This is a genomic window from Helicobacter pylori (assembly GCF_003636935.1).
GTDB lineage: Bacteria > Campylobacterota > Campylobacteria > Campylobacterales > Helicobacteraceae > Helicobacter > Helicobacter pylori_CH.
Window position 1 is genome coordinate 15,655 of the sequence record NZ_MVVH01000004.1, and the last position, 19,492, is coordinate 35,146.

Consider the following 19,492-nt stretch of genomic DNA (forward strand, 5'->3'; position numbering starts at 1 on the left):
CTACTCTGTTTTAGCCTGATCGCTATGAGTTGGCTCCAAGCGGACATGTTGGATAATTTCACTAAGGCTATTAACAGCTACACCGCTAAAAAGCTTAATGAAATCAAGGATCAAGTCAATAGCGCTAACCCCACTAAAAATCGCAATACCGCTCATAACGCTAATGGCATGCTCACTGACATTGATTGTAAGGTCTTAAAAAATAACTTCTATTCGGTGTGTTATTCTAGCGAATTGAAAAACCCTATTTATGGCGTGAGCGTGCTGTTTGGGGATTTAGTGGATAAAAACAATATTGAAAAACGCTATGAGTTTAAAACGGACACACGATTAGCCGAATACCAACAAGCCACGACAAAAGATTACACAAGAAGCGGTTTTGACAGGGGGCATTTTGTGGCGAATGACGCTTCTTTTGATTTTGCGTCTAACCCTTTAAGAGAGACTTACAGAATGACTAATATCACCCCTGAAGCCAAAAACACTAACAGGCATTCTGTTTTATTAGTAGAAAAAGAGGGGCGTAATTTGGCCAGGAAATACCATCAAGTTTTAGTCGAAGAACTCACCATCATCAAACAAGGCTATAAAACCTTTAGCCCTAAAAACATCGCTATCCCTAGCGGCTTTTGGTACCACTATGATATAAGCCTAACGGATAGCTATGATAACGCTAAAAGCGAATGTTTTTACATCCCTAATGACAACCAAAACTATCCCTTACAAGAAATGAGAAGAGATTGTAAAGAATATGAGCGGGTTGAAAAGCAAGTGGTTTTTAAGAACAATAAAAACACTGAGTTGAATGAATTGCCCAAGTATCTTAACAACGCTAAGAAGTATTAAAACCGCTCTTAAAATGCCCGCAAAAACACCGGTATTTTGGATAAAAAGGTTTAAGAAATCAAATCCCTAAACGGCTTAAAATTGGTTTTTGTTGGAAGCGATAAGGGTTTTATAGGCGTTGGAGGAATGGGATAAAAATGATTATTGCAATTATGGCAAACACAACAATAGATCCGGGTTTAAGATAATCTCTTAGGGTTGTTTGCTGGTTTGTCAGATCGATCCATGCTATCTATATGAAACAGCCTATAATCCATAAAAACAATCCAAATACCCCATTCTACAATACTTCTCGCAAACCCCACTATAACATCTGCTAAGTTAAGAATACCAGCAAACAATTCGGTGTTTAAGATCAATAACTATAAGAGTTTATTCCTCATGTTTTACTTCTCATTACGGAATTTATATTATTTTTTCCGTATTACCCTAAAAACAACAATATACAAATTTTAAATTATTTTACATGAACTCCTGGAGTTTGTTCGCTTGCGCCATCCATTCTGCAAGGCTTTCATAATCGTTATTTTCTATCCAAGCCTTAGCTTGCACGATTTCTTTTTCGCATTTTTCAATCGCTTCTAAGACATTGTCTCGGTTTTGTTTGAAAATATCCTTCCACATTAAAGGCGAGCTTTTAGACAAACGGCTCATGTCCCTAAAACCCCCACCCGCTAAAGATAGAATCATCTCTGGGTCGTTTTGCTTTAAAACGCTGTTAGCTAGAGCGTAGCTCAAAACATGGGGTAAGTGGCTGATATAAGCCACATGGGTGTCATGCTCGTTGGATTTCATCTTGATCAAGCGCGCCTTAATGCCTAAAAAGATTTCTTTAGCGATCTCTACTTGCTCAGTCCCTGAATCTTCTAAATCGCACAATATCACCAAAGCGTTTTCATACAGCCCCTTAACGCTCGCTTTAGGGCCATAAAACTCTGTCCCGCACATGGGGTGTGCAGCGATGAAATTCTTACGAATGCTTTTAGGGATATTGCGGATGATTTGCGCTTTTGCCCCCCCTAAATCAATAATCGTTGCGCTTTTTTTAACGGGAGTCATTTTTTTCAAACATTCAATGATGCCCTCAACCGGAATGGCTAAAAAAATCACATCGCATTCTAAAATCTTTTCAAATCCCACGCATTCATCTACAAGTCCCAAAGTCAAAGCCAATTTAGCATGCAAAGCGTTATGATCATAGCCTGTAACGCTTTTAAAACGCCCCCATTCTTGCAAGGCTAGCCCTAAACTGCCCCCCATAAGCCCTAAACCAATAATGCCTGCTTTCATGTCAAATTCTAAAGCAAAGTTTTTTCTAACACTTCAGCGATGTTTTTCACCGCAACGATGTTTAAACTCTCTCGCACTTCAGTAGGGATTTCGTCTAAATCCCTTTCGTAATTTTTGACAGGAATGAGAGCGGTTTTAATGCCGGCTTTAAAAGCGGCGATCAATTTTTCTTTCAACCCTCCTATGGGTAAAACTTCCCCGCTCAAAGTCAGTTCGCCCGTCATTGCCACTTCGCTTCTTGTGGCTCTGTCGCACAAAATGCTCGCCATCACGCTCGCCATAGCGATCCCAGCACTCGGGCCGTCTTTAGGCGTAGCCCCCTCAGGGACATGCAAATGCAAATCGTAAGCGTTATAAACTTTCAGCGCTTTTTTCTTTTTCTTGCCCTCTGTGTCTTTAAGAGGCTCGCTAGGGATTTTGGGGGCTTTTAATTTTTCTTCATCTAGCAAGACTTTAACGACAGAAAAAGCGATGATAGCGGATTCTTTCATCACATCGCCTAAGCTCCCGGTGAGTTTCAATTCCCCCTTGCCCCTGATCTTAACCGCTTCAATTTTAAGCACATCACCGCCTACTGGCGTCCATGCCAAGCCATTGATAATACCGATTTTATTTTCTTCATCTATGGGGTCAATTTCAAACACCATGCGTTCTAAATACTCTTTGAGGTTATTAGGCGTGATAGAGATGCAAAAATCTTTATTTCCATCTCTTTTTTCGTTTTCTTTATTTCCGTCTTTTTGATCTTCGCCTTTTTGATCTTCGCCTTTTTTAATTCGCCCTTTTTTGTGCGGGTTATCTTCTAGGTATTTTAAAGCCACTTTGCGCATAATCGTTGCGATCTGTCTTCGTAAATCCCTAACGCCCGCTTCTCTGGTGTATTTTTCAATAATGAGTTTCAAACACTCATGGCTAATATCCACTTCGCTAGGCTTTAAGGCGTGCTTTTCTAATTCTTGGGGGATGAGGTAGTTTTTAGCGATTTCTTCTTTTTCGCTAGGCGTGTAGCTGGACACGCTGATAAATTCCATTCTGTCTCTTAAAGGAGCTGGGATTCTGTCAATATTATTAGCGGTAGCGATAAAAATCACTTGCGACAAATCAATACTAAAATTCGCATAATGATCCCTAAAAGCGATATTTTGCTCAGGGTCTAAGATCTCTAATAAAGCGCTCGCTGGATCGCCTCTAACGCTCCTATCCACCTTATCAATTTCATCTAAAACCATGACCGGATTCATCTTTTTGGCTTCAATAAGCCCTTGGACAATGCGCCCAGGCATTGAGCCTATATAAGTGCGTCTGTGTCCTCTCAATTCATTCACGTCTTCTAAGCCCCCTAAAGCGATCCGAACTAAAGGGCGCTCTATCGCTTTAGCAATGGAATTAGCTAGGCTCGTTTTACCCACGCCAGGAGGCCCATAAAAGCATAAAATCGTGCCTTTCGTTTTGTCTTTTTTTTCTGGCTTTTTCTTGTGGCGCATTTCTAAAAGCTGCATGGTGGCAAAGTATTCTACAATGCGCTCTTTAGGCCTTTTTAAGGAATAATGATCGTTGTCTAGTTGTTCTCTCACTCGCTTAATATCAAGCGCTTTTTTCCCGTATTGCCCAAAAGGCACATCCAGCATGGTTTCAATATAATTTTGTAAAGTTGCGCTATCTGAGCTGTCCGCATGGGTTCGGCTCAGCCGGTCAATTTGTTTTTTGATTTCCTTAAACGCTTCTTCTTTTAAAAAAGGCTTGATGCTTTCTAGTTTTTGGTAGTATTGGTTTAAATCTTCATCTCGCTGTTTGTCTGTGCCAAGCTCTTTTTGGATTTGTTTGAGTTGCTCTTTTAAGAAATATTCCTTATTGGTTTGCTCCATTTTTTGATGGACTTTGGATTTGATTTCTTTTTGGAGTTTTTGGGTTTTAGTTTCTTCTATCACAATATCAATCAAATCCAACAAGCGCTGTTCGGTGTTGTTGTTGGCAAAAAGAGAATACGCCTGCTCTTTTTTTAAATGCAAGGCCGCTGCGATTAAATCAGCGATGCGGTTAGGATCGTCATTGTCTTCTAAGGCTTTGATCAGATCTGGGGGGAAGAGCGAGCTGACATTGGCTAGAGTGATCACTTTTTCTTTTAGCACTTCCACGATCGCTTGAATGTTTTCTTTATCGTATTCTAAATATTCAATAGGGCTTATTTGGGCTTCCAAAAAGCCTTGCTCGTTTTCTTTGGCAGGCTCTAAAATGCGCCCTTTAGCGATACCATTAAAGAGCAATTTCACGCGCCCATTAGGCATGTTGGCTTCACGCATGACAGAGCCTATCACCCCCACATCATAATAAGGGGCTTCATTATCGTTCAATTTGTCTTTTTGGCATGCAATAAAGACTAATGATTTGTTGTTTTTAGCGTAAGCCACCGCCTTGATGCTCGCGTTATTTTGTAAGAAAATAGGGGCTATCATAAAGGGGTATAAAAAAGTGTCTTCTTCTACCAATAAAGGCAGAATTTTAGGAAAATCTTCAGTCATTTTTCATCTCTCTGTTGTAATTTGTATGGTTTTGAAATATCCTACCAATCAAAAATTAACACATACCAAGGCATGTGCGATGGTTTGGGTTTAGTCTCTTTTTCTAAAGTCTCATCTATCCTTTCTAAATAGCGTTTCACGCCCTCAGGTTTGTGGCGTTTTTTATAGACATTTGCGATCGCACGATTGAGCTCGTTTTGCCCTAAAATGAATTTGATTTGCATGTATTCCACATAGGGGCGGTAACGGCTGTTAGGGTATTTTTCTATAAATTCGCCCAAACTCACAATAGAATTAGAGATAAATTCCTGGTCTTTAGAATGGTTTTTAAAAGCATAATAATGCGATTGCAATTTCAAAAAGGTCAAATAATCCACATTGTCTTTTGTCCCAAAGCGCTTGATGTATTCATCAAAGTAAAAAGACGCTAAAACATACTCTTTCTTTTTCATGTGTGCTTGCCCTAAAGCCAGCATCGCCTCTGGGACAAGGGGGGAATTGATGTGTTCGCTTTGTAAAGAAGAATAGTAATTGTCCGCTGTTTCTAAGTTAGCAAAAAGGATTTCTCTCAAAATCCCTTGATACCAAAAAATCGCCGGTTTGTTGTATTCGTCTTTTTTTTTCTTTTTGTTTGCGCAACCGGTGCCTATAACAAGAATTGCCATTGTGATCAAGAAAAATGTTTTAAAATGTTTTAAACGCATGCCACCTATCTTGTAAAGGTTAAATTTTTTAAAAATAACTTTCATCACGCTCAAATTTATTTTTTCTTCGCTTTCTTAATTCCGTTGTATATTTTAAAGACCATTTCTCCAATCACACACACCGGGCACCACCCATTACTATAATTAGAACTATAATTAGATTTGCTGGGATTATTTTTCTTGATTTGTGGTTTTATCTTGCTCATTTCTTGCTCCTTGTTGTATTTTATAATGATTCAGTTAAACTTCCATCATGGTTAAATTTTTGAGATTATACCCAAAACTAGCAAAAATTGATTTTACCAAAATTGTTTGATATAATACAGCGTTTTAATTTAGAAATCATTGAGCGCTGGTTTTAAGGCGGTCTTTTATTCTTTAAGGAGAAGATTTTGTGCTTTTTTAAAGGGAATGCAATCGCCTATGATTTTTGATGTGAAAGCGCCTATCTTAGGGTTTGAAACCATTCATAAAATGCGTTTGCAAAAGATTGATGAAATCTTTTTGCGTTTGAATAGCACAGAAGAAAATTCTGTCGTGTCTTTTACGCTCGTTAATCCCTTTGCTTTAAGAAAATACGAATTTGAAGTGCCTACCCCCTTAAAAATCCTTTTAGAATTAGAGAAAGCCAAGAGCGTTCTAGTCGCTAATATCATGGTGGTTCAAACCCCCATTGAGCTTTCCACCGTGAATTATTTAGCCCCTTTAATTTTCAATTTGGACAAGCAGCTCATGGGGCAAGTGGTTTTGGATTCTAACAAATACCCACACTACCATTTAAGAGAGAATATTCTAAGCCACACGCATGAATAATGCATGGGCAGTGTTTATGTAAAGCGTTTCTTTAAGCTTATGGCGCAATGCACCGGCGTTTTTGCAAAAGACAAGCGAGCGGTTTTCTTGTGGTATAATAGCGGTTATTTTTTAGAATAACCAACGCTAAAAATAGTGCTTTAGTCCAATTCAAAACAAGGAGTTTATTTTATGGAACAAAACCATCCAAACTTACAATCTCAATTTTTTATAGAGCATATCTTACAGATTTTACCTCACCGCTATCCCATGCTATTAGTGGATAGAATTATAGAGTTACAAGCCAATCAAAAAATTGTCGCTTATAAGAATATCACTTTTAATGAAGATGTGTTTAATGGGCATTTCCCTGATAAGCCCATTTTCCCGGGCGTTTTGATCGTAGAGGGCATGGCGCAAACGGGAGGGTTTTTAGCCTTCACTAGCTTGTGGGGGTTTGACCCTGAAATAGCCAAAACAAAAATCGTGTATTTCATGACGATTGATAAGGTTAAATTCCGCATTCCTGTAACCCCAGGCGACAGATTAGAATACCATTTAGAAGTCTTAAAGCATAAGGGCATGATCTGGCAGGTGGGCGGCACGGCTCAAGTGGATGGCAAAGTGGTCGCTGAAGCCGAATTGAAAGCCATGATCGCAGAGAGAGAATAAAAATGAGTAAGATTGCAAAAACAGCCATCATCTCTCCTAAAGCAGAGATTAATAAGGGCGTAGAGATTGGGGAATTTTGCGTGATTGGAGATGGCGTCAAACTAGATGAAGGCGTGAAACTCCACAACAATGTAACCTTACAAGGGCATACTTTCATTGGGAAAAACACCGAAATTTTCCCTTTTGCCGTGCTAGGCACACAGCCTCAAGATTTAAAATACAAGGGCGAATACAGCGAACTGATTATTGGAGAAGACAACCTTATTCGTGAATTTTGCATGATAAACCCTGGCACTGAAGGGGGGATTAAAAAAACCCTTATTGGGGATAAAAACCTGCTCATGGCTTATGTGCATGTCGCCCATGATTGCGTGATTGGAAGCCATTGTATTTTGGCTAATGGCGTAACTTTAGCAGGGCATATTGAAATAGGCGATTATGTCAATATTGGCGGTCTTACTGCAATCCATCAGTTTGTGCGTATCGCTAAAGGGTGCATGATAGCCGGTAAGAGCGCTTTAGGCAAAGATGTGCCGCCTTATTGCACCGTAGAGGGCAATCGCGCTTTTATTAGGGGGTTAAACCGCCACAGGATGCGCCAATTGTTAGAGAGCAAGGACATTGATTTCATCCATGCGCTTTATAAAAGGCTGTTTCGTCCTGTCCCCTCCTTAAGAGAGAGCGCTAAATTAGAGTTAGAAGAGCATGCCAATAACCCTTTTGTAAAAGAGATTTGCTCTTTTATTTTAGAGAGTTCTAGGGGCGTGGCGTATAAGTCAAGCGAATATTCTAGCGAAGAAAAACAAGAGGATTAACATGAACGAAACGCTTTATTGCAGTTTTTGCAAAAAACCAGAATCCAGAGATCCCAAAAAACGCCGCATTGTCTTTGCGAGCAATCTCAATAAAGACGTGTGCGTGTGCGAATATTGCATAGATGTGATGCATGGGGAATTGCACAAATACGACAGAACGGATTCTTTATTAGCGCTCAAAAGAGATAGACTAAGGAGAATGGAATCCGGTGCTTATGAAGAAGAGTTTTTGCTCTCTCGCATTCCAGCCCCTAAAGAGCTTAAGGCGGTTTTAGATAATTATGTGATAGGGCAAGAGCAGGCCAAAAAGGTTTTTTCGGTAGCTGTGTATAACCATTACAAGCGCTTATCTTTTAAAGAAAAACTCAAAAAACAAGACAACCAAGACAGCGATTTAGAGTTAGAGCATTTAGAAGAAGTGGAGTTGAGCAAGTCTAATATTTTACTGATCGGCCCTACAGGTTCAGGCAAAACTTTAATGGCGCAAACTCTCGCCAAGCATTTGGATATTCCTATCGCTATTAGCGATGCGACTAGCTTGACTGAAGCGGGTTATGTGGGCGAAGATGTGGAAAATATCCTTACAAGATTGTTGCAAGCGAGCGATTGGAATGTCCAAAAAGCCCAAAAAGGCATTGTGTTCATTGATGAAATTGATAAAATCAGCCGTTTGTCAGAAAACCGCTCCATTACCAGAGACGTTTCTGGCGAGGGCGTTCAGCAAGCGTTATTGAAAATCGTTGAAGGCTCTTTAGTGAATATCCCCCCCAAAGGCGGCAGAAAGCACCCTGAGGGCAATTTCATTCAAATTGACACGAGCGACATTTTATTCATTTGCGCCGGAGCGTTTGATGGGTTAGCTGAAATCATTAAAAAACGCACCACGCAAAATGTGTTGGGTTTCACTCAAGAAAAAATGAGCAAAAAAGAACAAGAAGCGATCTTGCATTTAGTCCAAACCCATGACTTAGTAACTTATGGGCTTATCCCTGAGCTTATTGGCCGTTTGCCGGTTTTAAGCACGCTAGATAGTATCAGTTTAGAAGCGATGGTGGATATTTTACAAAAACCCAAAAACGCCCTCATCAAGCAATACCAGCAGCTTTTCAAAATGGATGAAGTGGATTTGATTTTTGAAGAAGAAGCCATTAAAGAAATCGCTCAACTCGCATTAGAAAGAAAAACTGGGGCTAGGGGCTTAAGGGCGATCATTGAAGATTTTTGTTTGGATATTATGTTTGATTTACCCAAGCTTAAAGGATCGGAAGTGCGTATCACTAAAGATTGTGTTTTAAAACAGGCTGAACCTTTGATCATTGCTAAAACGCATTCTAAAATGCTTCCTTAAGGGACACGCTTATAAATTTAACGATAAAGGATTAGAAAGGGCATGATTTTTAGCAAATTGATCGGTTTGTTTTCGCATGATATTGCCATAGATTTAGGCACGGCTAACACGATCGTGTTGGTCAAAGGGCAGGGCATTATTATCAATGAGCCTTCTATTGTGGCGGTGCGCATGGGATTGTTTGATTCTAAAGCTTATGATATTTTGGCAGTGGGGAGCGAGGCTAAGGAAATGCTAGGCAAAACCCCTAACAGCATCAGAGCGATTCGCCCCATGAAAGATGGCGTGATTGCCGATTATGACATTACCGCTAAAATGATCCGCTACTTTATTGAAAAAGCGCACAAACGAAAAACATGGATCCGCCCGCGCATCATGGTGTGTGTGCCTTATGGGCTGACAAGCGTGGAAAGGAATGCGGTTAAAGAAAGCGCTTTGAGCGCTGGGGCTAGAGAAGTCTTTTTGATTGAAGAGCCTATGGCGGCCGCGATCGGGGCAGGCTTGCCGGTGAAAGAGCCTCAAGGGAGTTTGATTGTGGATATTGGCGGCGGCACGACTGAAATTGGCGTGATCAGTCTTGGGGGGCTAGTCATCTCTAAAAGCATTAGAGTGGCTGGGGATAAATTGGATCAAAGCATCGTGGAATACATCCGCAAGAAATTCAATCTATTGATAGGCGAGCGCACCGGCGAAGAGATTAAGATTGGAATCGGTTGCGCGATCAAATTGGATCCGCCCCTAACGATGGAAGTGTCAGGGAGGGATCAAGTGAGCGGGCTGTTGCACACGATTGAATTGAGCTCTGATGATGTGTTTGAAGCCATTAAAGATCAAGTGAGGGAGATCTCTAGCGCTTTAAGGAGCGTGCTTGAAGAAGTGAAGCCGGATTTAGCGAAAGACATTGTGCAAAATGGCGTGGTGCTTACCGGCGGTGGGGCTTTGATTAAGGGCTTAGACAAGTATTTAAGCGATATGGTTAAACTCCCTGTGTATGTGGGCGAAGAGCCTTTGTTGGCGGTAGCTAAAGGCACAGGAGAAGCCATACAAGATTTGGATTTACTCAGCCGTGTGGGTTTTAGCGAATAATGCATGCGTTTTTATTTTAAATTCCTTTGGCTTTTAGGGATTTTTCTTATTTTTTATTTTTTAGATATTAAAGGCAGTTCTTCTTATATCAGCGACCGGATTAAAAACGCCTTGATGAGCGCTAAAAGCAGCTTACTAGACAACATTCAAGCGTATTTTTTTCAAGCCCAAAACATTAAGGAATTTCAAAAAGAACGCTTGATTTTAGAAGCTTTAAAACTAGAAAACGCCGATTTGAAAGAGCGTTTGAATAGTATTTATCCTTTAGAAAATCCAAAAATGACTTATACCCCCACTTTTATGACTTCATTCATCAGTTTAGAAGACACGCGCAGCGTTTCTCTCAACCCTATTGCGGATTTAGAAGAAAATAAGATTTATGGTCTTGTCTCTCACAATCAAGCCATAGGCATTGCCGTGCTGGAAAAAGGGCGCTTGAACGGGTTTTTGAACGCTCACAAGCGGTGCGCTTATAGCGTGATGGTAGGCAAAAATCAGGTTTTAGGCTTTATAGGATCTAATTTCAAGCAAGAATTAGTCGTGGATTTCATTGTCCCAAGCGCTGAAATCAACATAGGCGATCAGGTGCTAACGAGCGGGCTGGATGGGATTTTTGGAGCGGGGGTGTTTGTGGGCGAAGTTTCAAGCATTGAAGATCATTACACTTATAAAAGCGCGGTGTTGAAAAACGCTTTTTTAAGCGAAGCCAAACTTTTAAGGCATGTGTTTTTAAGCGATGTGAAGAACTAGCACTCTATTCAAGGCTAATTCAAGCGGATTTTTAACCCCTTTCAGTGAAACCACCCCTTTAAACAAGGAGCTTCCTAACTAAAGCATTCCATTGAATGCTAACACGAAAGGCTTTGTTCTTTAGAGTCTGCATGGATATTTCCTACCCCAAAAAGACTGGATATATTTTAACCTATTTTAGCTTTAAATATAGCTTAACGGCTAAACGCTTACATCTTGCGCCCTAAAGGACGGAGTTTTTCGCGCTAGTGGGATAAAACTTAGGCTATAAGGTTAGAAAAAAATCTTCTAGTTTCCCTTTTTCAATCCAAAGATCCCTATAACGCTCCCCCACACCATCCTTATTTCCATAAAATTTTAAAACCACTTGGATTTTGAGATTGGGATCGTTTTTAGGGTTAAAAATTTTATCTTTAAAAAGTTGATACGCATCTGCCTTATGCTCGTAATCAGTGTGTTTGCTCCCTTTAGGATCAATGAAGCAAATGATCTGCGTGCCGCCTTTTTGCAGCCAAAAGATAAAATCAGGGAAAAATTTCCTTTCTGTAGCGCCGTTGTCTATATAAGGGATAAACAAATTGTCTAAATGCTCATCAATCTTGCTGAACGCCCAAAAATCATAGTTTTCTTGCAGCGTTTCGGTAATCTTTAACAACTCTTCTAAAAAATCGCTCTCGCTCTTTATTTTAACCACATGCTTAAGCCAATCGCAGCTTTTGGCTTTAATTAAAGGGGTGTAGTAATGCTCTTTGAGTTTTAACAGCTCTGCTTCATCAACTTTGAATGTTCTGTCTTGTTTGTGTTTATCTTTATCCAAAGGCGCATACTCTTTCACTTCTTGGATGGTTTGAATCAGTTTTTCTTTTTTATCCGCCCTAACTTTAACCCTTTTAAAATGCACGATTTTCTCATTATCTAGGGTGTTAAACTCGTCTTTAGGCACTTTTTGATTGAGATATAGTCTCTTTTTAAGGATAGAAATCAAGTCATCTAAATCTTTATAATGCCAAGTTGATACCTTTTTAAAATGCGCTGTTTGTATCATTTCTTTTAACAGCGTGTAATCTTTAGGGTTATAAATTTCATGCTTTAAAATAAAATGCTTTTCACTCATTAAATGAAAATACTCTTTTAAATCCTTAAAATTTTTTTCGCTCATTTTAAACGAAGCGCTTGGAGAAATTTTAAGAGCGTTGGTTTGTTCTTTTCGGTAGCAAGGCACGAATAAGGCGTGTTTTATGCGCGTTTTTTCTAATTTGATTTCACGCCAAGAACCTCTATTCTCACCCCCATTTTCGCTCTCTTTTTGGAACTTTAAAATCGCTTCAAGGCTTGCATGGTTAGTGGGTATCACAAAAAGCGTTTCTAACATTGCAGCGTTTGGTTTCAAGCGGTCTTTAATAGCTTCATCTATCTCTAAATACGCTAACCTTTGGCGTTGGTTTTTGACGCTTTCAATCCTCACACCCCTGCCAAAAGATTGTTTCACCAATTTTTTAGCGTCATCATCAAGCCCTATATTTAAAAATAAAATCACGCTAGGCCTTGTGCTATCCCACCCAGTGTCAAAAGTGCGAGACCCCACTAAGATATTGATACTGCTCTTATCAATCTGGCTGAAATAGCTCTCTTCTTTAAAGCTCAAATTCTTGCTCACCACTTTCACGCTCTTTAATTTTTCACAAATCCATTCTGTAATATCGCCAATTTTAATCAAGCAAAAGACTTTATCGCTTGTGTTGAGCTTGAAAGCGATTTCTTGATTGTTTTTAGGGTTAATAATGACTTCAATATGCCCGTTGCTGGCATAAAAAATCTCTTCTTTTAAGCCTTTAAAATCCATGCTTTTTAAACTCTCTTTAAAAACCTCAATCTTATAGTCTTGATCTTTGTTGTCGCTAAAAAGAAATTCCGGATCCTTTAATTCCTCTAATAAATCCTCTTTGGCTTTTAAAAAATCGCCCTCATCGTCGTTTTCAATCACGCGCGCTAAAGTTTTAAAAAAGATTTCCGCATCGCTGTTTTCCACATTCACAGAATGCGTGAACACGAGCATTAAAGGGTCGTAAAAATAGCCTTCTACTTTATAGCGTTTTTGCATGCCTAAAAGCAATAACGCCTTTAAAAGCGCGATTTCTTTTTCCCTATCGTTTAAATCTTTCAATTCCTTAAAAGCGTTTAAATTGTTTTTCTTCAATAAAACAGACTCTTTACCATAGCCAAGCTTCACCCACTCGCCCACGCTCAAATTATACACCACAGTGATGAGATCGCTTTCTTCGGTGAAAGTGGCGCTGAAATTGAATAAAAACCCCTTTAAAGACAGCAGACTAAAAATCGCCTGCCTTTTGCTCTCAGTCTTGTTCCCCTTATGCGCTTCATCTAAAATCACATAGTTTTCCCCATTATCCCAACAATCCTTATAATTTAAAAGGTTTTCCTTGCTTTCTTCATCATTCATTAAATCCGCGCGGTAATAAAAAAGAGCGATTTTTTCCATTAAAAAATCTTTTGAAGCGTGGTAAAAATCCTTATTCTTAACGCCTTTAAGGTTTTTGAAATCAATTTGTTTGGAATAGTCCTTATTGCGGTTGTATTTTTCAATTTCTTTTTCAAATTGCTTGATCAAATGCTCGTTCGCGCTAAAAAACATGATATTTTTCTTAGGGATCAAACCCATTCCCATAGCCACGCTTAAAAGCTCTACCAGTTTGATAATGACAATCGTTTTACCGCTCCCTGTGGCCATGTAAAAGGCTAGGCGGTTGATAAAGTTTTCAAACTTCACGCAATTATTTTCTACCTTAAAAGAGTTCTTTAACAAATGGTTGAGTTTCTTTTTAGCGAAATCGCAATTAGCGAATGAATAATGTTTTTGATAAAATGCGTAAAATTCTTTTTTATCTTCTTTGAAATCCCTAAAATAAGCGACAAGCACTCTAAAGGCGTTGATCAAAGCTTGCTGTTGGTAATCTAAAAGCTCCTTATTATTATCAAAGCTTTTAAAGTCTAGCATTTCTAACGGCTCGTTAATCTCGTTAATATTCAATTCCTCTTCAGCGAGTTTTTGAGCGACAAAAATTTCATTATGGGTGGTTAAATCTTTTTTCTTTGCCATTATTTTTCCTTACCAAATGAGCGCTTCTTTTAAGGCTTTTAAAATCTCTACTTCTTTATCATTCCCTTTAAATTTCACCACCTTTTCATTGAAAAACTCCACTCCAACGCCGTGTAAATTTTCCAAAGTCTCTTTAATATCCACGCCCATTTTTTCTAGCGCTTCTATATTGAGCGTATAAGATTCGTTTTTACGCTCCACTAAATCGCTGTATTGTTCATCATACGCTAGGGGTTTGTCGTTGTCTTCATACTTGATTTTTCTTAAAATCTCTTCATAGCTTTCTAGTTCATAAACTTTCACCACCCCACCTCCATTAAATTCTTTAAGCGCACCGCTTTTAAAACCGCCTATAACCTTTTTAAGGCGAGGCAAAATCACGCTATCAAAATGCTCCCCCATTTCAATACCGATATACTTCCTTTTCATTTTGTGCGCCACCGTGCAAGTCGTCCCGCTCCCAGCGAAAAAATCTAACACGAGATCGTTTTCTTTGGTGGAAATTTCTAAAATGCGTTGGAGTAGGGCTTCGGGTTTGGGGGTGTCAAAAAGTTTTACATTATTAAAGAGAGCTAGCAATTGTTTTGTGGCATCTTGATTATGTCCTACTTCTGTATATTTCCATATTGTTAAAGGTGTTGTGCCTTGCTTGACTTCACTTAAAAAGCGTTTCAAACTAGGAACATTGTCTCCATTTCTTCCAAAATAAATACGATTATCATCTACAAGTTTTTGAAAATTTTCTTTTGAAGTCATCCAACACCGCCCTTTTGGTGGCGTTACAACTTTTCCACTTGGTGTAGTGATAGGATAATCATAGCTCGCCATATAAGTTTTTACCAAACAATCACTAGGTTTCCACGCACCCCTTTCATCGTTATCTAAATTTTTATAGTGCGCATCCATCTCGCTTGTGCGTGGTAATAAATTAGGTCGCCAAATTCCTTTATCTTTGGCATATAGTAAAATAAAATCGTGATTATCAGAGAACCATTTCGCATCATTTTGTGGAGAATACTTTTTTTCCCAAATAATCGTGTTTACAAAGTTATCACCCCCCCCCCCCCATTAAACACTTCGTCCATGAGCGCCTTACAATAAGCCTGTTCGTTGTCATCAATGCTCACAAACATCACGCCTTTATCGTTCAATAAGGCATGCGCAAGCTCTAGGCGGTTTTCCATCATGGCGAGCCAACTGGAGCGTTTGAAATTATCCGCATAAACAAATTCATTGTTTTGCGTGTTATAAGGCGGATCAATATAAATGCAATCAATGGCTTCTTTATAGCGGTTTTTAAGGGAGTTTAGGGCTTGGTAGTTTTCGCTTTTAATGAGCGTGCCGTTGATTTCATTCTCACTAAATAGGCTTTTAACCTCTTCTTCTAAATCTTTAAAATAGAGAGTGTCTAGGGGCAAAAACTCGTTTTCTTTGTCTGTGATTTTTAAATTCAAATCTTGCCATTCTTGGACTTGTTTGGGGTAGTTTGGATGGTTTGTGATTTTATTCAAATCGTAGTTTTTGGCTTTGAGTTTGTCTAAGCTTACGATGAAATGCGAGTTTAACACAAAGCGGGGTTTGTTCCAAATCTTACAAAGTTCGTTTTCAAATTCGCTCACTAATGAAATCACTTCTAAAGCCACTTCTTTAATAATGTTGATTCCATTCAGGCGTTTTAAATCAAATGCAGTCATTTCTTTAAAAAGGTATTCAAACAGATACAAATCCAACTGCTCTTTTAAAAACCCTAGCGCGTTTTTATGGATGAAATAATCCATACTGCCTTGCTTTTTGAATTTGACCAACGCTTTTTTTAACATTTCTTCATCAAGTTTGACGCCTTGATTGAAGCATTTTTTTAGGATTTCATTCGTTTTTGTTTGAGTCCCCTTGCTGCTAAGAGTAACGCTAAAATTTAAGGTGTTAGTTTTTGTGTCTGTATCTTTTAAAGTAAAGACTAAATCCACTTTTTCATTATACTTTTTGCTTTCTAGTAAAGAAGTATCAAAGTTAAAAAGAATACCCTCTAATTCAAAGCAAAAATCCTTATAAATCGTTTCGCTTTTCACATAATAAAGATCTTTGGTTTTATAAAATAAAGCGGTGTCTTTTTTAAGGGAGCATTTTTCATAATCGCTTTTGGTATAAAGATTATCGTAAAGGGGCGTGTCGTTGAAATAAATCCCTCCATTAGCGCTGAAATAACGCTTGAAAAAGCTATAGAGTTTGTCAAACAATTCTTCTTTGAGATCGTTGTTATCTTGGCATTTTAAATCAATGAGTTTTTTTAATTCTTGTTTTTTATGGTGGTAATACTGGCTTTTAGCCTTCATGAGATTGATCATGCCACTTCTTAGTGCTTTAGGGCTAGGATCTAAAAGGCTTTCTTGCTTGTCTTCAATCTTAACGCCTATGAAAAGGTTTTCTAAAACTTCATAAAATTGCGCTTCATTCGTTTTCATTATCACGCTCCTTAAAAAACATGGAAAGTATTATAACAAAGCCCACCCATTAAGCGTTGCAATACCCCCCATGCAAAAAAAGATTTTTTACTAGAAGACAATTACCTTTTAAGCGAGAGCGTTAGGGAGATTGATTCATTGAAATTTTAGATTACCTTGACTGACTCATTTTTTAAAATACCCCTATTTCATTGTAAAATTATCTCTGTGAAACCCATTGGAGTTTAATAAAAGGTAAAAATAAGATTGAATATCAATAAAGTGTTTTATCATAGCGCACCAACATGCATGAAGCGCCAGATAATAGCGTAGATTTGATCATCACAAGCCCACCTTATTTCAACATCAAAGATTACGCAAAAAATGGCACACAAGATTTACAACATTCAACTCAACATGTTGAAGATTTGGGGGCGTTAGAAAAATATGAAGATTATCTTTTAGGTCTTTTAAAAGTTTGGCTTGAGTGTTATAGAACGCTAAAACCCAATGGTAAGCTCTGCATTAATGTGCCTTTAATGCCCATGCTTAAAAAGGTTTTAAACACGCACTATAACCGCCATATCTTTGATTTGCATGCTGATATTCAACACTCCATTTTGCATGATTTAAACAACATGCTAAAAAACAAGCCTAAAATGTTCTTACTGGATGTCTATATTTGGAAACGCGCAAATCCTACTAAAAGATTGATGTTTGGGAGCTACCCTTATCCTAGAAATTTTTATGCGCAAAACACTATAGAATTTATCGGCGTATTTGTCAAAGACGGCAAGCCCAAACAACCCACAGAGGAGCAAAAAGAACAAAGCCAATTGACTCAAGAGGAATGGGTGGAATTTACTAAACAAATTTGGGAAATCCCAATCCCTAATAAAAACGATATTGCTTTTGGCAAGCATGCGGCTTTAATGCCGGCTGAATTAGCAAGGCGTTTGATTAGATTGTATAGTTGCGTGGGCGATGTGGTTCTAGATCCATTTAGCGGGAGCGGGACAACCTTAAGAGAAGCAAAACTTTTAAAAAGAAATTTTATAGGTTATGAACTCTATGAAAATTATAAGCCCTTGATTGAGCAAAAATTAGGAAACTTGTTTGATTTTGAATAAGATTTATATAGAAGATGTTTTCACATTTTTAGACAAATTAGAAGATAAAAGCGTTGATTTAGCCATTATTGATCCTCCTTACAATCTTAAAATTGCTTCATGGGATAGTTTTAAAAATGATGAAGAGTTTTTAACATTTTCTTACGCTTGGATTGATAAAGTACTACCCAAAATCAAAGATACGGGGAGTTTTTATATCTTTAATACCCCCTTTAATTGCGCTTTATTTTTAGCGTATTTGCACCATAAAAAAGCGCATTTTTTAAATTTTATCACTTGGGTTAAAAAAGATGGGTTTGCCAACGCCAAAAAGCGTTATAACCACGCGCAAGAAAGCATTTTATTTTATAGCATGCACAAGAAAAACTACACCTTTAATGCCGATGAAGTCCGCATTGCTTATGAATCCACCGAACGCATCAAACATGCTCAAAGTAAGGGGATTTTAAAAAATAACAAACGCTGGTTCCCTAACCCTAAGGGCAAATTATGCCTTGATGTGTGGGAAATCACTTCACAAAGGCATGTTGAAAAAGAGAAGGGTAAAATCCTTAAGCCAAAACACCCCAGCATCAAACCTAAAGCGCTCATTGAACGCATGATAAAGGCTAGCTCTCACAAAAACGATTTGATTTTAGATTTGTTTAGTGGCAGTGGCATGAATAGCTTATTGACCCCAGTAAAGAGTGTTTGAAATTCTTAGCTAATCGCATAAAAAGCTCTGATTATAGGGGCTTACACTTATCCCAACACAATCGTTACGATCAAAATAAAATTAAAACCATTATTCAAGCTATTTTTAATGAAGTGGGAGAGAATTTTTTACAAATCCGCACCACCGATATGAGCAAACGCCCTAGCAATATCATAGGCGAAGAGGTTTATGCAAAAGTGGTGGATAATATCTCTGAAATGCCTCAAGATAATTTAGGAAAAAAGAATCAAGTAACCCAAGACAGCTTGAGAAAAAATCTTTTTGTAGATATGCATAGAATGGGGTTGATTGAGCGCTACAATAAAAATAAAGAACCTACAAACCCCTACATTCAAAGCAATATTAAATATATCAGTTTAACTCCCTTAGCTATAGAATTTTTAAACGCGCAAGATTTGTTAAGAAAAAATTTTTGTTACACGCAAGCTTTAGAAAATCTTTTAAAAGGTTTTGGAGCAGAATGCAGAGAGGTAATGATAGGGCTTGACAATCATTATTTAGACATTGAAGAAATGATGTTTTTTGTTACATTTTTAAATATTGAAAATTTTACTAGAAGTGAAATTATAGAATACGTTAGAGAATATAGGAGTTTAAGCCGCATCCAAAAAGAAAAATTAAAAGAGTTAGCACAAGATTATTGCAACCCTAACCATTTTAACGGGAATAAGCTAGAAAAGAGAGATTATCATAATTGGAAAAATCAAGCCCAACAAATTTTTAGCTTGCTAGAACAAAGCGTGTTTTTTGAAACCAATAAAGAGAGGCTTATTTTAAAAACGCTCAATGAAGAAAACAAACAAAACGATAAAAAGCTCAAACGCTCTATTAAAGAAAAAGCCCTTTATTTTGAAAAACATGGCGTTAAAAAAGAAAAGGGCTTTGAATTGCACCATATTGTGCCTTTATGCTTGGCTCGCTCTATAGAAGAATTTGATCTTTTGGATAAATGGGAAAACTTGATCTATATTGACGCTTTTAACCATGCGAAAATATCTCAAACGCAAAATAAACATATTTGTTTGTATTTTAAAAATTGCGATGCGATTTTATCTAAAGGTTTCAAAGAATAACAAGAAAGCCTTTATTTGACTTACATTGAAAAGGTGTTATATAAACTTGATTTGCAAAATGTCATGCTAGAATACAATAAAGATTTATTGCATTCTAAAAACGGCTGATAAAATAAGGCGGTGTCTTTTTTAAGGGAGCGTTTTCATAACCGCTTTTAGTTAAAGGCTATAGAATTAGCGCTACAATACCCCC

At 38.0% G+C, this 19,492-nt stretch carries 15 protein-coding genes and 2 pseudogenes; 10 read left to right on the forward strand and 7 right to left on the reverse strand.

What is annotated here, in order from left to right:
* The first annotated feature begins 24 nt into the window (after positions 1–24).
* Complete coding sequence (locus EAL87_RS03635; protein ID WP_240444234.1) at positions 25–846, forward strand: DNA/RNA non-specific endonuclease; 822 nt, start codon at positions 25–27, stop codon at positions 844–846.
* Positions 847–1,308: 462 nt separating this feature from the next.
* Here the strand turns inward: EAL87_RS03635 and EAL87_RS03645 are convergent, their stop codons facing one another.
* The 3 genes from EAL87_RS03645 to EAL87_RS03655 are packed head-to-tail and all read right to left on the reverse strand — an operon-like array spanning position 1,309 to position 5,359.
* Positions 1,309–2,136, reverse strand: coding sequence for a prephenate dehydrogenase (locus tag EAL87_RS03645; protein ID WP_120913026.1), 828 nt, complete (start codon positions 2,134–2,136; stop codon positions 1,309–1,311).
* A gap of 8 nt (positions 2,137–2,144) precedes the next feature.
* On the reverse strand, positions 2,145–4,655 hold the full coding sequence (gene lon / locus EAL87_RS03650; protein WP_120913027.1) for an endopeptidase La: 2,511 nt from the start codon (positions 4,653–4,655) through the stop codon (positions 2,145–2,147).
* A 41-nt stretch (positions 4,656–4,696) separates the two neighbouring features.
* Entirely contained in the window at positions 4,697–5,359 is a 663-nt protein-coding gene (locus tag EAL87_RS03655; protein ID WP_120884274.1) for an outer membrane protein assembly factor BamD, read from the reverse strand.
* Between the two features lie 423 nt (positions 5,360–5,782).
* On the opposite strand from EAL87_RS03655, the gene fliW reads away from it, so the two are divergent.
* Complete coding sequence (gene fliW / locus EAL87_RS03660; protein ID WP_120913208.1) at positions 5,783–6,172, forward strand: flagellar assembly protein FliW; 390 nt, start codon at positions 5,783–5,785, stop codon at positions 6,170–6,172.
* On the opposite strand, the pseudogene EAL87_RS08380 reads toward fliW, so the two are convergent.
* Positions 6,130–6,296, reverse strand: a pseudogene (locus EAL87_RS08380) (flavoprotein oxidoreductase). The gene fliW and the pseudogene EAL87_RS08380 overlap by 43 nt on opposite strands.
* A 47-nt stretch (positions 6,297–6,343) precedes the next feature.
* Between EAL87_RS08380 and fabZ the strand changes: the two are divergent.
* Genes fabZ through mreC form a run of 5 tightly spaced genes read left to right on the forward strand, consistent with a single transcriptional unit; the run spans position 6,344 to position 10,822 of the window.
* Positions 6,344–6,823, forward strand: a complete 480-nt coding sequence (gene fabZ / locus EAL87_RS03670; RefSeq protein WP_120913028.1) for a 3-hydroxyacyl-ACP dehydratase FabZ — start codon at positions 6,344–6,346, stop codon at positions 6,821–6,823.
* 2 nt (positions 6,824–6,825) lie between these two features.
* The gene (lpxA, locus tag EAL87_RS03675; RefSeq protein ID WP_120913029.1) at positions 6,826–7,638 is read left to right on the forward strand and encodes an acyl-ACP--UDP-N-acetylglucosamine O-acyltransferase; all 813 of its coding nucleotides are present in this window, start codon (positions 6,826–6,828) and stop codon (positions 7,636–7,638) included.
* A gap of 1 nt (position 7,639) precedes the next feature.
* Complete coding sequence (gene clpX / locus EAL87_RS03680; protein ID WP_120913030.1) at positions 7,640–8,986, forward strand: ATP-dependent protease ATP-binding subunit ClpX; 1,347 nt, start codon at positions 7,640–7,642, stop codon at positions 8,984–8,986.
* A gap of 42 nt (positions 8,987–9,028) precedes the next feature.
* Complete coding sequence (locus EAL87_RS03685) at positions 9,029–10,072, forward strand: rod shape-determining protein (protein ID WP_120913031.1); 1,044 nt, start codon at positions 9,029–9,031, stop codon at positions 10,070–10,072.
* A 3-nt stretch (positions 10,073–10,075) separates the two neighbouring features.
* Entirely contained in the window at positions 10,076–10,822 is a 747-nt protein-coding gene (gene mreC, locus EAL87_RS03690) for a rod shape-determining protein MreC (protein WP_120913032.1), read from the forward strand.
* 265 nt (positions 10,823–11,087) lie between these two features.
* On the opposite strand, the gene EAL87_RS03700 is transcribed toward mreC, so the two are convergent.
* Genes EAL87_RS03700 through EAL87_RS08340 form a run of 3 tightly spaced genes read right to left on the reverse strand, consistent with a single transcriptional unit; the run spans position 11,088 to position 16,402 of the window.
* Positions 11,088–13,940, reverse strand: a complete 2,853-nt coding sequence (locus EAL87_RS03700; RefSeq protein ID WP_120913033.1) for a DEAD/DEAH box helicase family protein — start codon at positions 13,938–13,940, stop codon at positions 11,088–11,090.
* A gap of 9 nt (positions 13,941–13,949) precedes the next feature.
* Positions 13,950–14,975 carry a site-specific DNA-methyltransferase gene (locus EAL87_RS08335; protein WP_341457615.1) on the reverse strand — a complete coding sequence of 342 codons (1,026 nt, stop codon included), beginning with the start codon at positions 14,973–14,975 and terminating at the stop codon, positions 13,950–13,952.
* 5 nt (positions 14,976–14,980) lie between these two features.
* Entirely contained in the window at positions 14,981–16,402 is a 1,422-nt protein-coding gene (locus EAL87_RS08340) for a DNA methyltransferase (RefSeq protein WP_276205125.1), read from the reverse strand.
* Positions 16,403–16,686: 284 nt separating this feature from the next.
* Between EAL87_RS08340 and EAL87_RS03710 the strand changes: the two genes are divergently transcribed.
* The 3 genes and pseudogenes from EAL87_RS03710 (at position 16,687) to EAL87_RS03720 (ending at position 19,407) form a co-directional block, all read left to right on the forward strand.
* A complete protein-coding gene (locus EAL87_RS03710; protein WP_120913034.1) occupies positions 16,687–17,511 on the forward strand; it encodes a DNA methyltransferase in 825 nt (274 codons plus the stop codon).
* Positions 17,504–18,205, forward strand: a complete 702-nt coding sequence (locus EAL87_RS03715; RefSeq protein ID WP_240444235.1) for a DNA methyltransferase — start codon at positions 17,504–17,506, stop codon at positions 18,203–18,205. Before EAL87_RS03710 ends, EAL87_RS03715 begins: the two co-directional genes overlap by 8 nt.
* Positions 18,181–19,407 (forward strand): annotated as a pseudogene (locus tag EAL87_RS03720) (restriction endonuclease subunit R). Before EAL87_RS03715 ends, EAL87_RS03720 begins: the two are co-directional and overlap by 25 nt.
* Positions 19,408–19,492: the final 85 nt, after the last annotated feature.

Bases quoted from the DNA above. Each gene is read 5' to 3' on its own strand.
- fabZ (WP_120913028.1), top strand. From the start codon at position 6,344: ATGGAACAAAACCATCCAAACTTACAATCTCAATTTTTTATAGAGCAT.
- EAL87_RS03655 (WP_120884274.1), bottom strand. From the start codon at position 5,359: ATGCGTTTAAAACATTTTAAAACATTTTTCTTGATCACAATGGCAATT.
- fliW (WP_120913208.1), top strand. From the start codon at position 5,783: ATGATTTTTGATGTGAAAGCGCCTATCTTAGGGTTTGAAACCATTCAT.
- EAL87_RS03685 (WP_120913031.1), top strand. From the start codon at position 9,029: ATGATTTTTAGCAAATTGATCGGTTTGTTTTCGCATGATATTGCCATA.
- EAL87_RS03645 (WP_120913026.1), bottom strand. From the start codon at position 2,136: ATGAAAGCAGGCATTATTGGTTTAGGGCTTATGGGGGGCAGTTTAGGG.
- EAL87_RS03635 (WP_240444234.1), top strand. From the start codon at position 25: ATGAGTTGGCTCCAAGCGGACATGTTGGATAATTTCACTAAGGCTATT.
- lpxA (WP_120913029.1), top strand. From the start codon at position 6,826: ATGAGTAAGATTGCAAAAACAGCCATCATCTCTCCTAAAGCAGAGATT.
- clpX (WP_120913030.1), top strand. From the start codon at position 7,640: ATGAACGAAACGCTTTATTGCAGTTTTTGCAAAAAACCAGAATCCAGA.
- EAL87_RS03710 (WP_120913034.1), top strand. From the start codon at position 16,687: ATGCATGAAGCGCCAGATAATAGCGTAGATTTGATCATCACAAGCCCA.
- EAL87_RS08340 (WP_276205125.1), bottom strand. From the start codon at position 16,402: ATGAAAACGAATGAAGCGCAATTTTATGAAGTTTTAGAAAACCTTTTC.
- lon (WP_120913027.1), bottom strand. From the start codon at position 4,655: ATGACTGAAGATTTTCCTAAAATTCTGCCTTTATTGGTAGAAGAAGAC.
- EAL87_RS03700 (WP_120913033.1), bottom strand. From the start codon at position 13,940: ATGGCAAAGAAAAAAGATTTAACCACCCATAATGAAATTTTTGTCGCT.
- mreC (WP_120913032.1), top strand. From the start codon at position 10,076: ATGCGTTTTTATTTTAAATTCCTTTGGCTTTTAGGGATTTTTCTTATT.